This window comes from Desulfosporosinus paludis, assembly GCF_045689965.1.
Taxonomy (GTDB): Bacteria; Bacillota; Desulfitobacteriia; order Desulfitobacteriales; family Desulfitobacteriaceae; genus Desulfosporosinus; species Desulfosporosinus paludis.
On the sequence record NZ_CP144211.1, the window covers coordinates 1,335,247 to 1,352,641 of the forward strand.

The following is a 17,395-nucleotide window of genomic DNA, read 5'->3' on the forward strand; positions in this document are numbered from 1 at the left end:
TATTAACTCTTAATGGTATCTAAAATACCGGGAATTTCATCGTGATTCTCAATCCAAATTACCTTTAACCCTAACTCGAGTAATGATTTTTCTTGTAATTGTTGATCAACAGATGCGTATTTTGATATAACATCTTGCCTTATTGTATCATTGTCGTTGATCTTTTGTTCAAATGCAGGTCTTTTTAGTATTACATAATGTTTTGGCTTAACGTTCTTTCGTACGGCAATGTCGAGTAATCGGCGTAAGTTCGGGTCTGTTATTGATAATCCTATCATAATGCATGTATTTTCACGTAATAAATTCAATTGCACAATATTAGCCATGAATATGGATCTAAAAATAATGAATGATACCCTTCTTCAGAAAACACCAGTAGGTTATCAGGCGATATCTCTAGATCTTGATTTTCTCGCGGAAGAAAACCATGTACATGGTATATTCCGAGTTCATCTTGTGATGCAATATCCATTTCTCTATATATAGTCCTATGAGATACACCACCTTTTTCCAAGTTGATTTCTATTAGATCATCAAAATTATATGTAACGACTGCCTTAATTCCAATTCCATTTCTTGGAGGTATACATAACCTTGAAATAGACTTTAGCAAATCTGAAGTTCCATAATTATTCTGATTAAAGTTCTTGTACAACGCTCTCGTTAAAACTTTAAAAAAAGATTTTTCAAGTCCAGTTCGGATATACCGAGCCTGTAATAATGGTGATGAGTCATTTGATGATTTAATTTCCTGGATTATTGCCTCTTGTTCTTGTTCATTCATTGTAACGTTAAGTTCCCCTAGTTTATCACTTATCATATTTACAAGTAAATCAGAAACAAGAGTACCCCAATCAGGAACACCTGCTTTTCTGGAAACCCCTGCTCCTAAAAACAACACTAAGTCATCTTTTTGGTAAGATTCTTTTAACTCTTTCAATAATTGGTCACGTTTAATTTTCCATTCGTTTGACGGAAGATTTATACTATTCGATACTATATTACTAATCATTATTTCAGATAGATTAGGTACTATATCGTTGACATATTCGGAGTACATATTCCAAAGAACAGATAATTTGTCAAAATCCCAAATTTCTACTATTGTTTTTTCTCTGTTGTTCATTATTAAGTTTTTATCTTTTTCTGAAAGTCTAGTTCCGATTATCAAAAGTAAACTTTTAATGTTAACATCATTAATAATACTAGCTATGGTATTCTTTAGGGAACTCAAATTTGATTTTATGTTGCGATAAAACTTTATTTCTACTGCCGTCGGACCAGGTAATTCATCGATTCCTTCTGGAATTAACCCGTCATAAATACCAATCCGTGAAGTAGAATCTTTTTTAATTTTATCATTATCAAATATTATAATTTTCGATTGCTCGTCTAAATATTTACTTAATAATTTTAGTACTAGCGTTTCAAATAATATATAGGATCGCACGCTGTTATTTTCAAATGTTAAGTTCTTTATAAAATCTTGAAGTTCCATTGTATCCTCCAGTAATAAAAGTCCAAAGCCCAAATCATAGCAGGCGCTAGGTAGACCTGAATTTTACCTCCAACTCTGGGTAAAAGGGCTATCTTCGTTGACCCCACGCAAGACTCGGCACTTGATACCAGCAAGCCGTTATATCAAGGCGGCTTCTTGAACCTGGCAAAGCGAACCGATGGGTGATTTTCTCGCAGGGATGTTAACTAAATCTCTTATAAGTTTTAGGTTTTTTGTTCCAATATGATTGCCCTCGGATAAAAGCCAAATCTTTGGTAAAAACGCAAGACTAGTTCGTTACCTACAGCAACATTAATCCTTTTCTTCATAACGGCTTTCTTATCCAACCATTTCAGTGCTAATTCAATAAGGGAGCCTCCTACCCCCATTTTTCTAAAAGTCTCTTCAACATATATCGAATCAATCTCACCGTAATCATCATGAATGACGGTTACGCAATATCCTATGACCTTGTCAGAAGTTTTCTCCACGGCTAAGTCAATTCTCAAAAATCCGTGCTTCGCTTTTTCAATCCATTGTTGATTTCTCTGATTGAATGTCCTTTTTCCTAAGTGCTCTTTGAAAAAGGTTGAAATACCAACATGATGCTCATTCAATTTTTCCCAAAGTGGAGCTACTCTATCTAACAGTTCTTCGCTACCTTCGACAAATGTAACGTTCAAAATCCTACCCCCATTCCATAAAACAACCCCTCGAACGCCCTCCGGCTAGAAGGATCACACCCGGTGAGACCCCACACGTAAAACTCGCCACTCGACTGCTGGCTAGGCTTTGAAAGAGGCGGTTATTTCTTCTTGAACATAGCAGGGCGCAAGCGGCGAGATAATTCGCCGTCGATGCTGTCCTCGAAATACCGCCGATTTGGGTTGTCTGGATGTGTCTGGAATTAGTCCAAATGCCCCATATTTATTACGAATGAAGTCTGTCAAGGTTCGCTTTCTTTTGAAAAAATGCCAACTGTAACGTAATATATTCTTCATTAGAACATTTATCTTTAATGATATCGGAGTATATTTTGGTCTGTTTAAATGTTTTGGAGCTTATTTCACATGGATAGCTTGAACACATTCCGCAGTTATCTATTTCTTTTGTACTCGCACACTGTTGTATTCCATACCTACAAAAATTTGAAGTTAAACACCCATAACACTTGATTTCCTCAGGAGATACAACTGTATCACGCCATCCAACTTGAAACCATAATTCCGCAACCTCTTTTAGTTGAGAAATATCACCTTTTTCAGTAGCTATGTACCTCGGACATACCGAACAATCATTTCCACAAAAAGCCAGCTTATTCATATGAAACCCCTCTACCATACTGTCACAAATCATGATTTACAAACATTCGCACCTATCCATCCCGCAAAAAAACACCATAGTAAATCGACGTAAACGAGCGAAAAACGGACTTTAACGCTTCGGTTTAAACACGCAAAATGAGCCAGAAAAAGAGAAAATGAAAGCAGGCAAATCGGCTGTAAGAGAGAAATTTGGACTAAAACAGAGAATATTATTTTTAGGAGCTTTACTAAATGTTTTTAACGGACCCAAATTTAAAAGAATTTAAAATAAAAATTTGGAAGTATATGCCCTAAAATTGGAACCTTATGATCGGACCATGGTCTAAAAAGGGTATATAATGTTTAAGGAAACACCAAAGAAAAATAAAGTAGGCAATAAATTCGAAATTTGGAGGAGAACTTAATGAATTGGTTTAGAAACTGGAAGATCAGGACAAAAATTTTATCACTCGTTATACTCATGACTTTGTTTATTGGGACGGTCGGTTTTATTGGCTATTATTACAATAACAAAGGAAACGCTCAAATGGAGTACATATATTCAAACTCCTTAATGTCTATAAAGTACATAAATGACGCACGAGCGCAGGGTAGGGCTGGCGAGGCAGCAACCTATCATTTTTTTTGGGCACAAGATAAAGCCACTCAACAACAACTACAAAGTGAGATGATTTTAAGGTCAGATAATCTTAATAAAGACTTTACATCGTATTCGAAATTAGCTAATGACCCATATGAAAAAGAAAGAACGCCTAAAATAGATCAAGAGCTCAATACATATAGAACGGAAAGACAAAAATCGATTGATATGGCAAATCAAGGTGACATAAAAGGGGGAGAAGAATATTATGCGAACAATGCTCAATCTCACCTTGATACTATGAATGCAACGTTGCAAGAACTCGCTGATTACAATGCAAAACAAGCAGATGATATTTATGCCAAAAATGATGTTGATAATTTCGCAGCTCAAAAAATCATACTTATTCTAACTATTGTAGCGATTCTTTTAGGTCTTTTAGTAGGGGGGGTAATTGCTAGTTTAATTACCAATAGCATCAAAAAAGTTCTAGCAGGAGTGGAACGGGTCTCAAATAGAGATTTAACCGTAGAGGATGTCATTATCAAAGGAAATGATGAGGTTAGTAAATTAGCTACGAGTTTTAACCTAATGAAAGAACATCTACTTGTATTAGTTAAACACGTTAATAATTCTTCTGAACAAGTAACTTCTTCAGCTGAAGAGCTAAGTGCTATTCTTGAGGAAAATGCACAAGCCGCAAATCAAATAGCATCAGCCATAGAAACGGTGGCACATGGGACTGAAAAAGAAGCGAATGCCATCGATGAAACAACTTCTGCTATAGAACAAATATCTGCGAGTACGCAGGAAGTCTCCACCAGTAGTAGTGAGATTGCTGGTTTTATGTCCAAAACACTGACGACCACTCAAGCAGGAGAAAAAGCATTAGATGAAGTTATTCAACAGATGAATAGTATCAGTGTCGGCACAGATACCATCGAACAACGAATCAAAGAACTTTCAACGAGTTCTGAGAAAATCGGAAATATTATTCAATTTATAACAGGCATTGCAGAACAGACTAATTTACTAGCTCTTAATGCGGCTATTGAAGCAGCAAGAGCTGGTGAACATGGTAGAGGTTTTGCAGTGGTTGCTGAGGAAGTTCGAAAACTTGCGGAACAATCAAGTGGATCCACAAAGGAAATTACGACTCTTATCAATCAAAACAACGATAGCATCGGATTGGCAGTAATGGCGATGAAAGACGAGGTCGAAAATGTAAGAAAAGGTATTGAAGTCGTTAATGTAGCTGAACAATCATTTGGTGAAATTGCTAAACTCGTAGAATATGTTTCGTCACGAGTGGAAGAAATAACGGCTACGATTCAACAAGTAGCGAATGGCATTGAACATATAGTAACTTCCGCAGAAAAAATTGATAGTTTCAGTAAAGAAACTTCATCTCAAGCTCAAACGATATCTGATGGAGTCGAGGAACAAACAGCGGCGATGGAGCAAGTTGCTTCATCGTCCCAAAATTTGGCCACTATGGCAACGGAGCTACAAAATGTTGTTAGTAAATTTACTATTTAGTTAAATATGAAAGAGGTGTCCCCAACTTCAACGGAATGTAAAAATTTTTGTTTAAATTTTCACTTCCCTCCTTCCTCTACCCTCATTCCGCTTTTAAACTCAAAAATAAAATGCGTTGGCGTGAGAACCAACGCATTAAATATTTCTTCATCGAACTCTTCAAGCAGTGAATTCCTACTGTTTATTGTCTGTACAATCTCATCAAACCTTTGTTTCAATCCGGCCTTCAAGTCGTTTACCTTATCATGATCCAACCTTTTGTTTCGGACTTCCTCCAGTTCTCCAGAGGAATTAAATAATCACAGTAAAAACTACAACACCAATGGAAACAATTACATACTGGATAATAACAATAGGTAAGGCTTTGATGCCATCTCCGCTTTTTCCCCCGTCCAAACCATGCATGAAAGTTTCCCGTTATACAACGTTCCATCACAATACTAGTTAAACTTAATTCCCATATATTACATCCAAGAAGAGACAACATGTTCCTGTGGACGTAGGTAGAAAACATTGCGCCTGTTTCCGATTCAATTCCGAATATTCTAAAACCATACAACCAGCATGAATAGCGGATTCTTAATCTGTGAGTGTTTTCAAACTAGTCACGGTCTCAACGTGCTCCGTTCACGGAAACATACTTTAACAATTAGGGTCGCAAGCAAGTTTCTTTAGCGAGTAGTCCCCTGAAAGATAATCACTTACCGTTTGATCCATCAGTTCCTTTGAATATTTTTTAGATGTCTTGGATTCTCTCAAGCCATTTAACCCATATTTATCAAAGTTGTATCTCCATATGAAATAAGTATCATCATTAATGTCGTACTTATTAGTGATTTCCCTAATCGTACTTATTCCATCTGCATATTCCATTAAGATTTTATACTTTTCTACTGCAGTATATTTACTTTTTCTGGACATAGAAATGCTCCCCTTCTAGTAACAGATTTTTGTTATTTAACCTGTCACCTTGAGGGGAGCATACCAATTATCTACCTGGCCAGCTAATCATTTATGGAATCGGCATCAGTTCCGTTCTGTAATTTGTTGAGCTGCTTATCGGGACGCCTTGCCGGTTATCCGTTCAATTTCTATTTTAACAACGCACGTATGTTGAATAGCTTTGTTAATATAATTTTCTCCTTCCTTTTCATAGTCCGGAGAATATTTTTTGATAAATTCCATTAAGGCTTCCCTTTTTTCACGTTCATCAGCAAGGAATGCCTTCCCGAATAGGATCACACTTTCATATCTTGACGTAAATTTACCGGGCACCACCTGCGTTTTGCCGACAACGCAAAAGGAGACCCTGTTGTTCAGCGCTATATTAGCCAATTTATGGCCCTCGGCCGCGCAATGGAAATATAGCTTATTATTAAGGTAGACATAATTCAGCGGAGTGGCATAGCTGTAGCCATTTTCACCGCTGGTCGCCAAAACCCCGTATTCGCCGTTAATAAGTATTTCCCGCGTCTCATCATTGTCCAATTGCCTTTTTCTATTTCTCATTTCCTTAAACATTGTTTTTTACGCACCCGAAAAAATCGGATTCTCCTTCCAAAATAAGTATACCTCACAAAACTAAATGTCCCCTGCAAAAATAAGTGAACCACACCAAATTTATTTAGATATTCTCCGCTGCCGGAATGTAGATCGCCCTGTCTACGGGTTTAGCAAAATAAGGGCTGACGGTCTCATTCCACGTTTTAAAATGCGCAGTTTTAAGATGATTATCCATAGCGCTCTGAGAACTGTAAACCTCATAAAGCACAAATCTTGAGGAATCATCCCTGCACTGAAAAAAGTCGAAGCTCTCTATGCCTTCTTCCTGGAGGGAATTCCTCCGGTTTTCCTTTGTTGCCTCAATGAACGCCTTGATCTCTGACTCTTTGACGTATATGGTTACGATTTTAACTAACATATACCCTCTCTCCTTTAACATCCGAATTTAGGATAAATAGTATACCAGCTATATCTTGCTGAGTTTGAGCATTACCCGCATTCTCCATTTACGTTGAAAATACCGGGTTAGTTTATTCTGCGTACATGCATTCTTTTATTATTTAGTATTATGAAAATACCCTTAGATGTCAAGATAATCTAGCGCAAGTACATTTACGGAGGGATTATATGCTGCGATCAACACCTCCTGTGCCGTTACAAACATTATGCATTGCCGCCACGGAATTGGGACTTGGCAGTTGTTTGTCATGGGGGCTTATTATTCCGTGATCATATCTCTGCGCGAAAAGCTGATCAGACCCAGGCTGACCAATAGGCCGGCAAGCAGCAGCATCGTAAAAATGGGAGTGAATGATACCGTGACACCTGGGTAAACCCAGGAAAAAGGAGAAAGCCTAAACACAGGATTGCCGATTACCCTGATCTCCCATAAAAACTCCAGCAAGAGCGAGACACCGAACAATCCCCATCCTACCGGCGCCGCCGCGCGAGGTATCCACCCATATATAAGAACCGTAACCGAAGCAATCAGCCACACTGCCGGAAGCCGTGCCATAGAGGAGGCAAAATCACCGGTGAAAAAGCCGAAGATCGCGAGGGCCGCCGCGCTGCCGGCAAAGGCAATCAGTACATAACCCGCCGCATAGCGCAGGCGTGACGCTGCGGAAGATAACACCAATTCGGCACGGTTCATAGCTTCTTCTTCCCGAATACGCAATACCGCCATAATCACATAGGCAGTCAGCACTTGCGTTAGAATATAAGCCAGTATCGCCAGAAAGGCGCGCCCGGCTCCGCCTAAAACTGCCGACAGTTCGGGCAGGAAATCCGTACCTGCAAACATCTTATTGATACTGGGTATGAGGGACGCCATAATCATTCCCATTAGAGCATATGCTGCCACCCAAACGATAAGCATGCTTCTTTGCAGACGCCAAGCAAGTGCCAAAGGGCTATTGAATCCTTCCTGCGCATAAACTCTGCCATGTCGTTCCCGTAGATAGCTGCTGCCCATGTCGCGCCTGTCCGACAAACTATAGGCGATAACCACCAGTAACGCGATGACCGGAATTGCAAAGGCAAACAGCAGGAAATTCTCCCCTGCAAAGGGACGAGCGTAGGCGCACCAGCCGAAGGGCGTCCAGAGCAGGAGTCTCTCGTTTCCTGCAGCATTGGCGATAATCTGGAACACAAAGAAGAAAGCAATCGCTCCAAAAGAGAAACCGCGGGCTAAGCTCGCATTCGGAGCTGCCTGTGCTGCAATGGCTGCCATGGCAATAAACGAACAGACGCAAAGAGCAGTAGAAAGCCCTGCTGCAAACGACCCCGTCGCGGGAAAACCAGCTGCGATAAATCCTATGTCCATCATCAGTCCGCCCAGCAAATTGGCGCCCAATACTTTGATGAGTGCCGCCGTCAGCGGCGCTTCCGGGCCTACGGCACCGGCGCGAAGGAGCTCCAGCCTACCTAGTTCCTCATCCTTGCGAGTGTTGTTGATCATAAGCACGATACTGAGAATTGACATGATGATTGCAGTGGAAAGCCGGATGCGCCAGATTGTCACGGCTGCAATGGTGTTGGCCGCAATGATGCCCTGGAGCAGGTTGCCCTGATTTTCCGCAATATAGGTGCTTAGCTGCTCCGGTGTTCGTAGCACTGCCATGTTGGACGCCGCGGCGGCATAAGCAAAGAGAAATGGCAGAAAAATGAGCAGCAAGGTGATCACCTTGTTATTCCGAAGATATAGTTTCAACAGCTTCCCTGTCGCTGTATATCCCTTTTCTTTCATTGCGCTTCACCGCCTTTGGAGTAATAGTGTAAAAATAGGTCCTCCAGTTCCGGCGGAGCACAGTGGAGGGAAACCGTTTCATATTCCGTCAGCTTTTTCAAGGCCGCATTGAGGGCTGCGGCATCGACGCTGAAGCTCAGCTTGTTTCCCTCGCAGCGGAGACCGTAGATGCCCGGCAGCTCCATTCCGCTGACAGGCCGCCTGCATTCCGCCTGCACGATCAGCCGCGAGAATTGCCGCAACTGACGCAGGCTTCCCGATTCCACAATTCGCCCTTCTTTGATAATCGTTACACGATCGCACAGCTTTTCGACCTCTGCCAGGATATGGCTGGACAGGAACACGGTTTTGCCCTGCGCCGCCAATTCTCGCACGCAATCCTGAAACACCGATTCCATCAAAGGGTCAAGCCCGGAGGTCGGTTCGTCGAAAATATAGAGCTCGACATCCGACACAAGCGCCACAATCAGCGCAACTTTTTGCCGGTTACCCTTGGAATAGCTGCGGCATTTTTTGCTGGGGTCAAACTGGAAACGCTCGATCAATTCCCCGCGCCGTTTGGCCTCCGGCTTGCCGCGCATACGGGAAAGCAGGTCGATAACCTCCCCGCCGCTTAGATTGGGCCACGGATTGAATTCACTGGGCACGTAAGCAAGGCGTTTATGCAGCTCTACACAGTCCTTGAAAGGATCGCCGCCCAGCAGCTTTACCTCCCCGCCATTCTTTTTCAGCATACCGAGTAAGATGCGGATCGTGGTGGATTTTCCTGCACCGTTCATGCCAATGAACCCGTGGACTTCACCTTGCTGCACGGATAGATCGATACCGCGAAGCGCCTGTGTTTTTCCGTAAGACTTAGTCAGGCCATTTATTTCAATGATTGCCATCGTAATTTCCTCCTAACGATAAAAGCTGCTTCTGAAAAGCCGGATGTAGCGTTCAAGATCGCTTAAATACCGGTCGTATTCGCCATAGTAATCCGCTGTCGACTTAGCGGGGTCCGCTACATTTTGCGCATAGCCTTCAATGGTATAGATGATGACGCTGATTGCCGTGTCCGCCTCGATATCCTGACGGAATAGAGTGCAGTCGATATCATAAAACAATTTTGGATATACGTCATTAGTAAGCTTATTTTGCTGCTCAGTGATGCTGCTTTTAACCTCTTCGCTATCCGGGAACGAGGCGTGGGCGATGAAATTAAAAATCATCGGGTATTTCTTCATCAAGTCCATCTTAAGCAAGGCGATTTGTCTCCATCGTTCCAAAATATCTCTCTCATCCAGGTTGATCAAATTATAAAACTCAGCCATGACAGTTTTGATCGCATCGTCATACGCCTGTAAAAACAAATTCTTTTTAGATCCAAAGTAATGATATAACAAACCCTTTGATACACCGGCAGATTTGACGATGGCATCAGTCGAGGCTTTTTCGTAACCACTGCAAAATTCCGTCATCGCAGCATTTAAGATACTCATACGTTTGGAATCTTCTAAACCGGGTACGCTTGTCTTGTTTTCTTTGACCATGGAGATCCTTCCTTTATTATCATTATTGACTATTGGGGTCATATTTATTTTTATTATACCGACTAATTCAGTCAATCATATTCTATCGTTATTGACCGAATTAGTCAATGCTACATAGTTTCCCTTTCCACGTTGTTTTTCTCTGTTTTTGAGTACCTCATCAAACAACAAAAAAGGGAGGCGTAATGCCTCCCGTCTCATTTTCAACCAAGGTTACTATCCAATTTCGATCTAGGTCAAACCAATTAACGTACTCTAATTTTTTGACCTGGATAAATCAGATGAGGATTATGAATGTGTGGATTTAATGAAATCAGACGATGCACATTTGTCCTATGACGTCTAGCTATATGATGAAGAGTTTCACCTCTACGAACATGATGATACATTGTTAGAAATCCCCTCCCCTTTTTGGTTACACTCCAAATTATGCCAATAAAGACCTCTGAGTGCTAGTTCAGAGGTCGTTATATTACAATTCTCGGCAAGTATCATCCCCATATTGTACTATTTTTTACATACTATGTACTTTGATTCTTATCGCTTTAGGCGTTATTTTCTAAGTTGCAATACTGGCTATCACCACTTAAAGGTGGTAGCCAGTAATATTCGTACCACCGTTTTCAGGCGCACCTAATATAGAAATGAAGCCGCTTAAAGATCACTGAAATTGTTCTGGAAATTACCAGTTACAAAAAATCAACCACATCTGCTAAATGATGCGGCTAATTTTCGCATTTGAAAATCTAAAGCATTTTTTAACTTAATGGCTTATTCATACTGTTATTTTGAGTTACGTAAGCCAGGCGACCTCTAAGTTGGGAAACATGACGTTGCATATCGCTGGACATTTCTTTGAACATTGTTTTAGCGGTTTCATCCAAAGTACAGGTTGCAAAAGATTCGTAAGTTCCAAGTGCCGATTGTGCGGCGGCTACCGCTTTTTCTAAGTCTGCTTGTACAGTCAAATTAATCCCTCCTACATATTTAAAATTATTATGTACATTGTTCCTTTATTTACTCTGCTTATTCGTAACCACTTTAGTCAATTTTTAAGTAATATTTATCAAAATAAGCCCACCACCATTCCACTGGGAGCCAATTGCAAAGGACGAGCAATTTTATTTAGGGTATTATACCCGAAGATTTTTAATAATTATGTACTTAAATTGAAGCATAAAAATCAGAGTATTAAATTAATAAATTCTGTTTCTCTTATGCTATTTCCTTGAATAGAATATTATTGCAATTATCATTGAACGGAGGTTGGACATGATTGACCTAAATGTTCTTGATAAACAGTGCTCAAGATGTTCTGGACTAGGTAGAATAGAAAATCCTCATTGGTTCCAGTTTTGGACCAAACTAGAGGGTCTCAAAAATTCATTTCGAATTTCGGAGATCGAGGATCGATCGATAAATTTTGAAAAGATAACTCCAGATCAACCAACCGAGCCAATGTCCTTTGTCTGCAAAGAATGTCATGGCAGGGGAAAAGTACTTACGTCTGAAGGTAAACAACTTATAGAGTTTATCAGGTTTTGGATGAATCCGAATTATTAACATAAAGATCATACTTAAAAATCACTCTTTATCGTACTACTTGTGCAGAAAATGCCTTCACAGTTTTCAGGTGCGAGATAAAATATAATCGAGGAATTTGTTATGGTTAACTAAAACCTTGCCCTTCTGAAACCTGTAACTTTTCCCCATCTTGGTGATCTGAGACAGATTCAAACTCTCTTCTTGCGTGAGTGCTTGATTTGTCGGTTCCCACACTGTTTAGGGCAATATGTAAATATTTATATATTGTTTGGAATGTAGCGCAAATTGGATATTTCTATGACCCTTAACAAAAGATAACTATTAATTATATGTTTGTAGGCATTTAAGTTAAGGGGGGACTTTATTTGAACATTGATAAGCAAAAGATTTTCACCGAACCACCTCAATCTTATTGGATGGCTTCGACGCCTGAAACACACTACCCCGTCTTACAGAAGGATTTAAAGGTTGATATAGCAATAATCGGGGGCGGTATTACCGGTATCTTATGTGCCTATCTACTGGGTGATAAAGGGTTAAACATAGCAGTCTTTGAAGCTGACCATATCCTACAGGGTACAACTGGGCATACCACAGCAAAAATCACCTCACAACACGGGCTAATCTATAGTAAAATCAAAAATCAAATCAGTGAGGAATTGGCAAGACAATATGCAGACGCTAACGAATCTGCAATTCGTATGTACGAGAAAATAGCCAATGAACTTAATATTCAGTGTGACCTTGTTCCCCAATCTGCTTATATATACACTTTACAAGACCAATACATTAACAAAATACAGGATGAGGCAACGATTGCCGACTCGCTTGGAATTAAGGCAACCTACCTTGAAGAACTCCCTTTACCCTTTTCAGTTAAAGCTGCTGTCCGCTTTGATGATCAGGCTCAATTCCATCCGCTTAAATTCCTATTACCTCTTGCAAAGGAGATTACCAATAGAGGTAATCAACTATTTGAACGAACTAAGATTGTAGATATTGAAGACAAAAGCAACTATGTTTTAATGACAGATCAAGGCAAAAAGGTAACCGCCGAAAAGATCATCATCGCTTCCCATTACCCCTTTTACAATAAGCCTGGACTATACTTTACAAGAATATACCCAGAACGGTCCTACGTTGTTGCTATTAAAGCAAAGGAAAACTATCCGAGTGGAATGTATATAACTGCAGAGGAACCTGGTCGCTCTATCCGCAGCCAAGATTCAGATGATGGCCAATTAATCTTCGTTGGCGGTGAACACCATAAAACAGGACAAGCTGAAGATACAATCAAACATTACCAGGCATTGGTTGACTTCGCCAATGAGACTTTTACAGTAGAGCGTATTCCCTACAGATGGTCTACACAAGACTGCATGACGTTGGATGGAATTCCTTATGTCGGACATTACACGTCAGATACACCTAATATGTATATCGCAACAGGTTACGGCAAATGGGGAATGACCAATAGCATGACTTCAGCTATGCTATTAAGAGATTTAATTACCGATGGGAAAAGTCCCTGGCAGGATGTCTATAACCCTTCAAGACAAACCATTTTAGCTTCTATTAAAAATTTTGTTGTTGAGAATCTTAATGTTGCAGATAAATTGATCGAAGGAAAAACCTCACCATTGCCCAAAGACACTAATATACAACCCGGCGAGGGGAAAGTTATCGAAGCTAATGGGCAAAGAGCTGGAGTATACCGGGATAACCAAGGAACTTTACATATTGTAGACACAACGTGTACACATATGGGCTGCGAAGCAAATTGGAATTCTGCTGAAAAATCTTGGGATTGTCCCTGTCATGGCTCAAGATTCACCTATGAAGGTGATGTGATCGAAGGTCCAGCACTTAGACCTCTGGATATTCATCATGATGTAAACACTATTGAGAAACTTCTCAAAGATGACTTTTAATCCTTTTGTAGCATAATTCAAAGGCGTAACTTGTCACTCCTGTTTCAATTTGGAATACAATGGAATTAACAAGGGGGTGATTTTATGTTCACATCGGATTATCATGTTCATTCTTTTTCGACACGCACATCTTTAGCCAATGGTCATGTTCATGGTATGGCTGGAGTAACAAGTGACAGTGTGCCATATGGGGGCTCACACGTTCATTACTACTCGGGCGTGACAACCTTTGATGACGGTCACGTTCACTGCTTCTCTGGAGTAACCGGACCATCAATCTATTTGCCCGGAGGCGGCCATACCCACATCTATTGTGGTACAACTACAATTCAGCATTCCCATATGCATTCATATGGTGGGCAAACCTCATTAGCGGATTTCGCACATCTATTCAATAAGGCTTATAACTAAATATATCCGGCCTGGGGCCGGGTATTACATTGATCTAATCGAACCATCTGGTATATCAAAGTTACATTTGTATAGTTTTGATTAATTTTGATAAACCCTTTAGTCAAAAAAGCTTTGTTCATGAAAAGTCATTCCCCAATCGTGCATAAGCTTTATCTGCCCCAATTGCCGGCGGATTTTTACGATACCAAAGATGTCGAAGCGAATGAATAAAATAGGACACGTTAATTAATGAAGCCCCCATTTTTGCCAATAATTAATTTGACTTATGGCAACGCTATGCAAGAAAAAAAGAACTCCTATCGGGTGAGATAGGCGCTTGAAAGAAGGTTAAGGTTTTACGGTATACCTTTCAAGAAAGAAAGATTACAAAATGACGTTACATCTCCCCAATCGGACTTAAACTAACGGGACAGGTTGTAACTTTATTGGAGAATCTACCATATTATATATTGGAAATGCACTTATAGGCATCCGCATTCCTTGAAGGGAGAGTATGGTGGGACTCTCCTTTCTGCATATCTTTCACAAGCATCCATTTACATGTACTCAGTTCAAACCTAAGTTACGGATAAAAACCAGATATTACACTTTATTAAATCAAGATTCTAAATTTGTTTATTAAGGTCTGTGCCGTTTTACCAGTATCTGGCATATTATGTATTATCTCTCAACAAAGGAGGAACTGCAAATGGCTTTCGGTGGCGCTGTTGATGGGGCTTGCGGAACAGGACGTGGCTTTGGTGCTGGAATCGCTGCTGTCGTCGTAATTATTCTTTTGCTTATCGCAATGGGAATTGTATTTTAAATTAGAAAGGAAGGAAATCAAATGTACGGAATGGGTTATGGTGGTATGGGCGGAGTATGCGGCTGCGGCGGCGGCACAGGTGCCGGCGTAGGCGTAGGCGTAGGGATTATCGCTATTGCTATTTTGATTCTTATCGCTTTAGGCGTTATTTTCTAAAGAAGATATTGTTCAACTAATTTGAAGTTAAGTAAGGAGGATTTCTTTATGTATGGTTGCGTAAGACCAATTTGCTGCCCCCCTCAATATTGTGTGCGGGATTTTTATACTACACGGACTGTCCCCGTGATTCATCCCGTCGTGACAATCAATCGGCAAAACATTGTTGATGTTCCTCAGCATTTCATTCAACAAACCACAAGAAATGTAACGGTTGATCAAGGTTTCCAAGGTCAGGGCTTCCCGGGACAAGGATTTATGGGTCAGGGTTTTCAAGGTCAAGGATTCACCAATCGTCTCTTCTTCTAATTGAAATCGGACGGGAATCCTTGAAGGGCGTAACGATTAAGCTTCGTTACGCCCTATTCCACATTTTTCAAAGCATTTGTTTACAAGTACTTTAAATACAAAACAAGGATAAAGGAACGTAGGTGCTCACCTTAATGCAGAAATCGGTCGGATATTCCAAATAAGGGCTCAAATTTTACTTCTGAGAATCAAGTATAAATAAAGATGCATCATGATTCATGAATATTTTACTTCCCGTATAAAAAGTTTTTGATTGAATTTCTTTAAACCCTACTTTAGCCATAAGGTCGCTAAGCTCTGCTTGATCAAATCCATTATGAACCATATCTGATACTACTTCTTCATTTAGATTAAAATCCACGATTATTAAATGCCCTCCTACATTTAAAACATCATATAATCTTGATAAAACTGACTTTACGTCATGAATATGTAGCAGAACCTGAGACATAAAAATATAATCTGCATGTAAGTCCAATAAACATTCTTTTTCGAGATCGAAATATAATGTATCTGCATTTTGAATATTAAAACCTATAATCTTTTGTTTAATATGATCAATCATATTCTGAGATGAATCCAGAAAAAGTATCGAATTGAATTCATTTAACAAGTTCATTCCAACAAGACCAGTCCCACATCCAAAATCAATAGCCTTCTTATCATTAGCGTCAATCAAGTATTCTCGAATGGCATCTGATGCTAACTTTGCAATTTGGATTCTTTCAAGAGTGTCATACCTTTTAGCCATCATGTCAAAGATATCGGTATTCCCCATACTTTAATTCTCCTATCTGCCTTAATCTTAGAATTTCAAATACATGCTATAACATCAAAATCATAAGGTTATCCTCACAAAGCAATAGCATCTTGTCTATCATTTTATTTGTTCTTTATCAAAAGAACAACTGTCTCCACATGCCTTGAACAGTCAAAAAAAATGCCGTTTGAAGCTGGCAAGGCCTTGGCAAATTGATATTCACATGCTTTCAAAGAACACATCGCTATTTTTATAAAAACCGTATAGGCAGATTATAAACCGCACACCCTTTTATTATTCGATATAATATGAATGATGTTACGTACTGAGTCACTTGCAAAATATGTATAAAAAGGAGTTTGCTTCACAATGATTCATTCTTTTTTAATGATCGGACAGTCAAATATGGCTGGCCGAGGTTTTATAAACGATGTTCCACCTATTTATAACGAACGCATAAAGATGCTCCGTAATGGGCTTTTTCAGTTTATGGAGGAACCCATAAATTATGACCGTTCAATTGCCGGTGTTGGTCTTGCGGCATCTTTTGCTGCTGCATGGTGCAAGAAAAACAAACAGGATGAGATAGGCCTTATTCCCTGTGCCGAAGGAAGCAGCAGTCTTGATGATTGGGCAGTGGACGGTGCACTCTTTGCCAATGCAATAGCACAGACAAAACTTGCTCAACGAGTCAGCACATTGGACGGAATTATTTGGCACCAAGGAGAAGCTGAGTCTAATTCAGGAAAGTATCATGACTATCACGATAAATTCTTCATAATTATTGAAAGACTGCGCCAAGAACTTAATGCTCCAGAAATTCCTCTGATCATTGGCGGTCTTGGTGACTATCTTGGCGACGGCATCATGGGGGAATATTTTAATGAATACAACCGGGTCAACGAAGAACTTAAAAGGTTTGCCCACAGTCATAGTAACTGTTATTATGTCACAGCAGAGGGACTGACTTGCAATCCAGACGGTATTCATTTAAACGCTGTATCCCAAAGGATTTTCGGTCTGCGCTACTATGAAGCCTATGACCAAAAATGTCATATCCTCGCGCCTGTTAAAAATGAAAACAAAGCTATTGAGATAGATAGCGATAGACCCCATACCAAGACCGAAAAAGCACAAATGATCAACGTGCTCTTTTTTGGAGGAAAGATTTCTTTTGAGGAATATCAGCAGAAAATGTCGAAAATCCGTGACTAACAGCCTATTTTCAGAAAATACATCGCCAGCTTTAA

General features: G+C 40.0%; 20 protein-coding genes. 7 read left to right on the forward strand and 13 right to left on the reverse strand.

What is annotated here, in order from left to right:
• Window positions 1–2 precede the first annotated feature (2 nt).
• From VZF35_RS06920 to VZF35_RS06935, 4 genes are all read right to left on the reverse strand, one after another.
• Window positions 3–326, reverse strand: coding sequence for an SIR2 family protein (locus tag VZF35_RS06920; RefSeq protein ID WP_407312210.1), 324 nt, complete (start codon window positions 324–326; stop codon window positions 3–5).
• Window positions 305–1,498 (reverse strand): SIR2 family protein, encoded by a 1,194-nt coding sequence (locus tag VZF35_RS06925; RefSeq protein WP_407312212.1) that lies wholly within the window; start codon window positions 1,496–1,498, stop codon window positions 305–307. Before VZF35_RS06925 ends, VZF35_RS06920 begins: the two co-directional genes overlap by 22 nt.
• 224 nt (window positions 1,499–1,722) lie before the next feature.
• Complete coding sequence (locus VZF35_RS06930) at window positions 1,723–2,181, reverse strand: GNAT family N-acetyltransferase (protein WP_407312214.1); 459 nt, start codon at window positions 2,179–2,181, stop codon at window positions 1,723–1,725.
• A 247-nt stretch (window positions 2,182–2,428) separates the two neighbouring features.
• Window positions 2,429–2,821 carry a DUF3795 domain-containing protein gene (locus VZF35_RS06935; protein WP_407312216.1) on the reverse strand — a complete coding sequence of 131 codons (393 nt, stop codon included), beginning with the start codon at window positions 2,819–2,821 and terminating at the stop codon, window positions 2,429–2,431.
• Between the two features lie 405 nt (window positions 2,822–3,226).
• Between VZF35_RS06935 and VZF35_RS06940 the strand changes: the two genes are divergently transcribed.
• Entirely contained in the window at window positions 3,227–4,942 is a 1,716-nt protein-coding gene (locus VZF35_RS06940) for a methyl-accepting chemotaxis protein (protein WP_407312217.1), read from the forward strand.
• Window positions 4,943–5,001: 59 nt separating this feature from the next.
• Here the strand turns inward: VZF35_RS06940 and VZF35_RS06945 are convergent, their stop codons facing one another.
• The 8 genes from VZF35_RS06945 to VZF35_RS06980 all read right to left on the reverse strand — a co-directional run bounded on the left by VZF35_RS06945 (window position 5,002) and on the right by VZF35_RS06980 (window position 11,193).
• A complete protein-coding gene (locus VZF35_RS06945; RefSeq protein ID WP_407312219.1) occupies window positions 5,002–5,196 on the reverse strand; it encodes a hypothetical protein in 195 nt (64 codons plus the stop codon).
• A gap of 388 nt (window positions 5,197–5,584) precedes the next feature.
• Complete coding sequence (locus tag VZF35_RS06950) at window positions 5,585–5,863, reverse strand: transposase (RefSeq protein WP_407312221.1); 279 nt, start codon at window positions 5,861–5,863, stop codon at window positions 5,585–5,587.
• Window positions 5,864–5,998: 135 nt separating this feature from the next.
• Window positions 5,999–6,463, reverse strand: a complete 465-nt coding sequence (locus VZF35_RS06955) for a pyridoxamine 5'-phosphate oxidase family protein (RefSeq protein ID WP_407312223.1) — start codon at window positions 6,461–6,463, stop codon at window positions 5,999–6,001.
• 103 nt (window positions 6,464–6,566) lie between these two features.
• Window positions 6,567–6,863 carry a putative quinol monooxygenase gene (locus tag VZF35_RS06960; RefSeq protein ID WP_407312225.1) on the reverse strand — a complete coding sequence of 99 codons (297 nt, stop codon included), beginning with the start codon at window positions 6,861–6,863 and terminating at the stop codon, window positions 6,567–6,569.
• A gap of 300 nt (window positions 6,864–7,163) precedes the next feature.
• Window positions 7,164–8,693 carry an ABC transporter permease gene (locus VZF35_RS06965; RefSeq protein WP_407312227.1) on the reverse strand — a complete coding sequence of 510 codons (1,530 nt, stop codon included), beginning with the start codon at window positions 8,691–8,693 and terminating at the stop codon, window positions 7,164–7,166.
• Window positions 8,690–9,580 carry an ABC transporter ATP-binding protein gene (locus tag VZF35_RS06970; protein WP_407312229.1) on the reverse strand — a complete coding sequence of 297 codons (891 nt, stop codon included), beginning with the start codon at window positions 9,578–9,580 and terminating at the stop codon, window positions 8,690–8,692. Before VZF35_RS06970 ends, VZF35_RS06965 begins: the two co-directional genes overlap by 4 nt.
• 12 nt (window positions 9,581–9,592) lie before the next feature.
• Window positions 9,593–10,225 carry a TetR/AcrR family transcriptional regulator gene (locus VZF35_RS06975; RefSeq protein ID WP_407312231.1) on the reverse strand — a complete coding sequence of 211 codons (633 nt, stop codon included), beginning with the start codon at window positions 10,223–10,225 and terminating at the stop codon, window positions 9,593–9,595.
• A gap of 758 nt (window positions 10,226–10,983) precedes the next feature.
• Window positions 10,984–11,193 carry a DUF1657 domain-containing protein gene (locus tag VZF35_RS06980; RefSeq protein WP_407312233.1) on the reverse strand — a complete coding sequence of 70 codons (210 nt, stop codon included), beginning with the start codon at window positions 11,191–11,193 and terminating at the stop codon, window positions 10,984–10,986.
• A 304-nt stretch (window positions 11,194–11,497) separates the two neighbouring features.
• Here VZF35_RS06980 and VZF35_RS06985 point away from each other — a divergent pair, with 304 nt between their 5' ends.
• The 5 genes from VZF35_RS06985 to VZF35_RS07005 all read left to right on the forward strand — a co-directional run bounded on the left by VZF35_RS06985 (window position 11,498) and on the right by VZF35_RS07005 (window position 15,385).
• Window positions 11,498–11,788, forward strand: a complete 291-nt coding sequence (locus VZF35_RS06985; RefSeq protein ID WP_407312235.1) for a hypothetical protein — start codon at window positions 11,498–11,500, stop codon at window positions 11,786–11,788.
• A 347-nt stretch (window positions 11,789–12,135) separates the two neighbouring features.
• Window positions 12,136–13,701 (forward strand): FAD-dependent oxidoreductase, encoded by a 1,566-nt coding sequence (locus VZF35_RS06990; RefSeq protein WP_407312237.1) that lies wholly within the window; start codon window positions 12,136–12,138, stop codon window positions 13,699–13,701.
• A gap of 84 nt (window positions 13,702–13,785) precedes the next feature.
• Window positions 13,786–14,112: a YmaF family protein gene (locus VZF35_RS06995; RefSeq protein WP_407312239.1), complete on the forward strand. Its 327-nt coding sequence runs from the start codon at window positions 13,786–13,788 to the stop codon at window positions 14,110–14,112.
• 829 nt (window positions 14,113–14,941) lie between these two features.
• On the forward strand, window positions 14,942–15,076 hold the full coding sequence (locus VZF35_RS07000) for a hypothetical protein (RefSeq protein ID WP_407312241.1): 135 nt from the start codon (window positions 14,942–14,944) through the stop codon (window positions 15,074–15,076).
• 48 nt (window positions 15,077–15,124) lie between these two features.
• Complete coding sequence (locus VZF35_RS07005; RefSeq protein ID WP_407312243.1) at window positions 15,125–15,385, forward strand: spore coat protein D; 261 nt, start codon at window positions 15,125–15,127, stop codon at window positions 15,383–15,385.
• Between the two features lie 175 nt (window positions 15,386–15,560).
• On the opposite strand, the gene VZF35_RS07010 is transcribed toward VZF35_RS07005, so the two are convergent.
• On the reverse strand, window positions 15,561–16,163 hold the full coding sequence (locus VZF35_RS07010) for a class I SAM-dependent DNA methyltransferase (protein ID WP_407312245.1): 603 nt from the start codon (window positions 16,161–16,163) through the stop codon (window positions 15,561–15,563).
• 351 nt (window positions 16,164–16,514) lie between these two features.
• Here VZF35_RS07010 and VZF35_RS07015 point away from each other — a divergent pair, with 351 nt between their 5' ends.
• Entirely contained in the window at window positions 16,515–17,360 is an 846-nt protein-coding gene (locus tag VZF35_RS07015) for a sialate O-acetylesterase (protein WP_407312247.1), read from the forward strand.
• The last annotated feature ends 35 nt before the right edge of the window (window positions 17,361–17,395 follow it).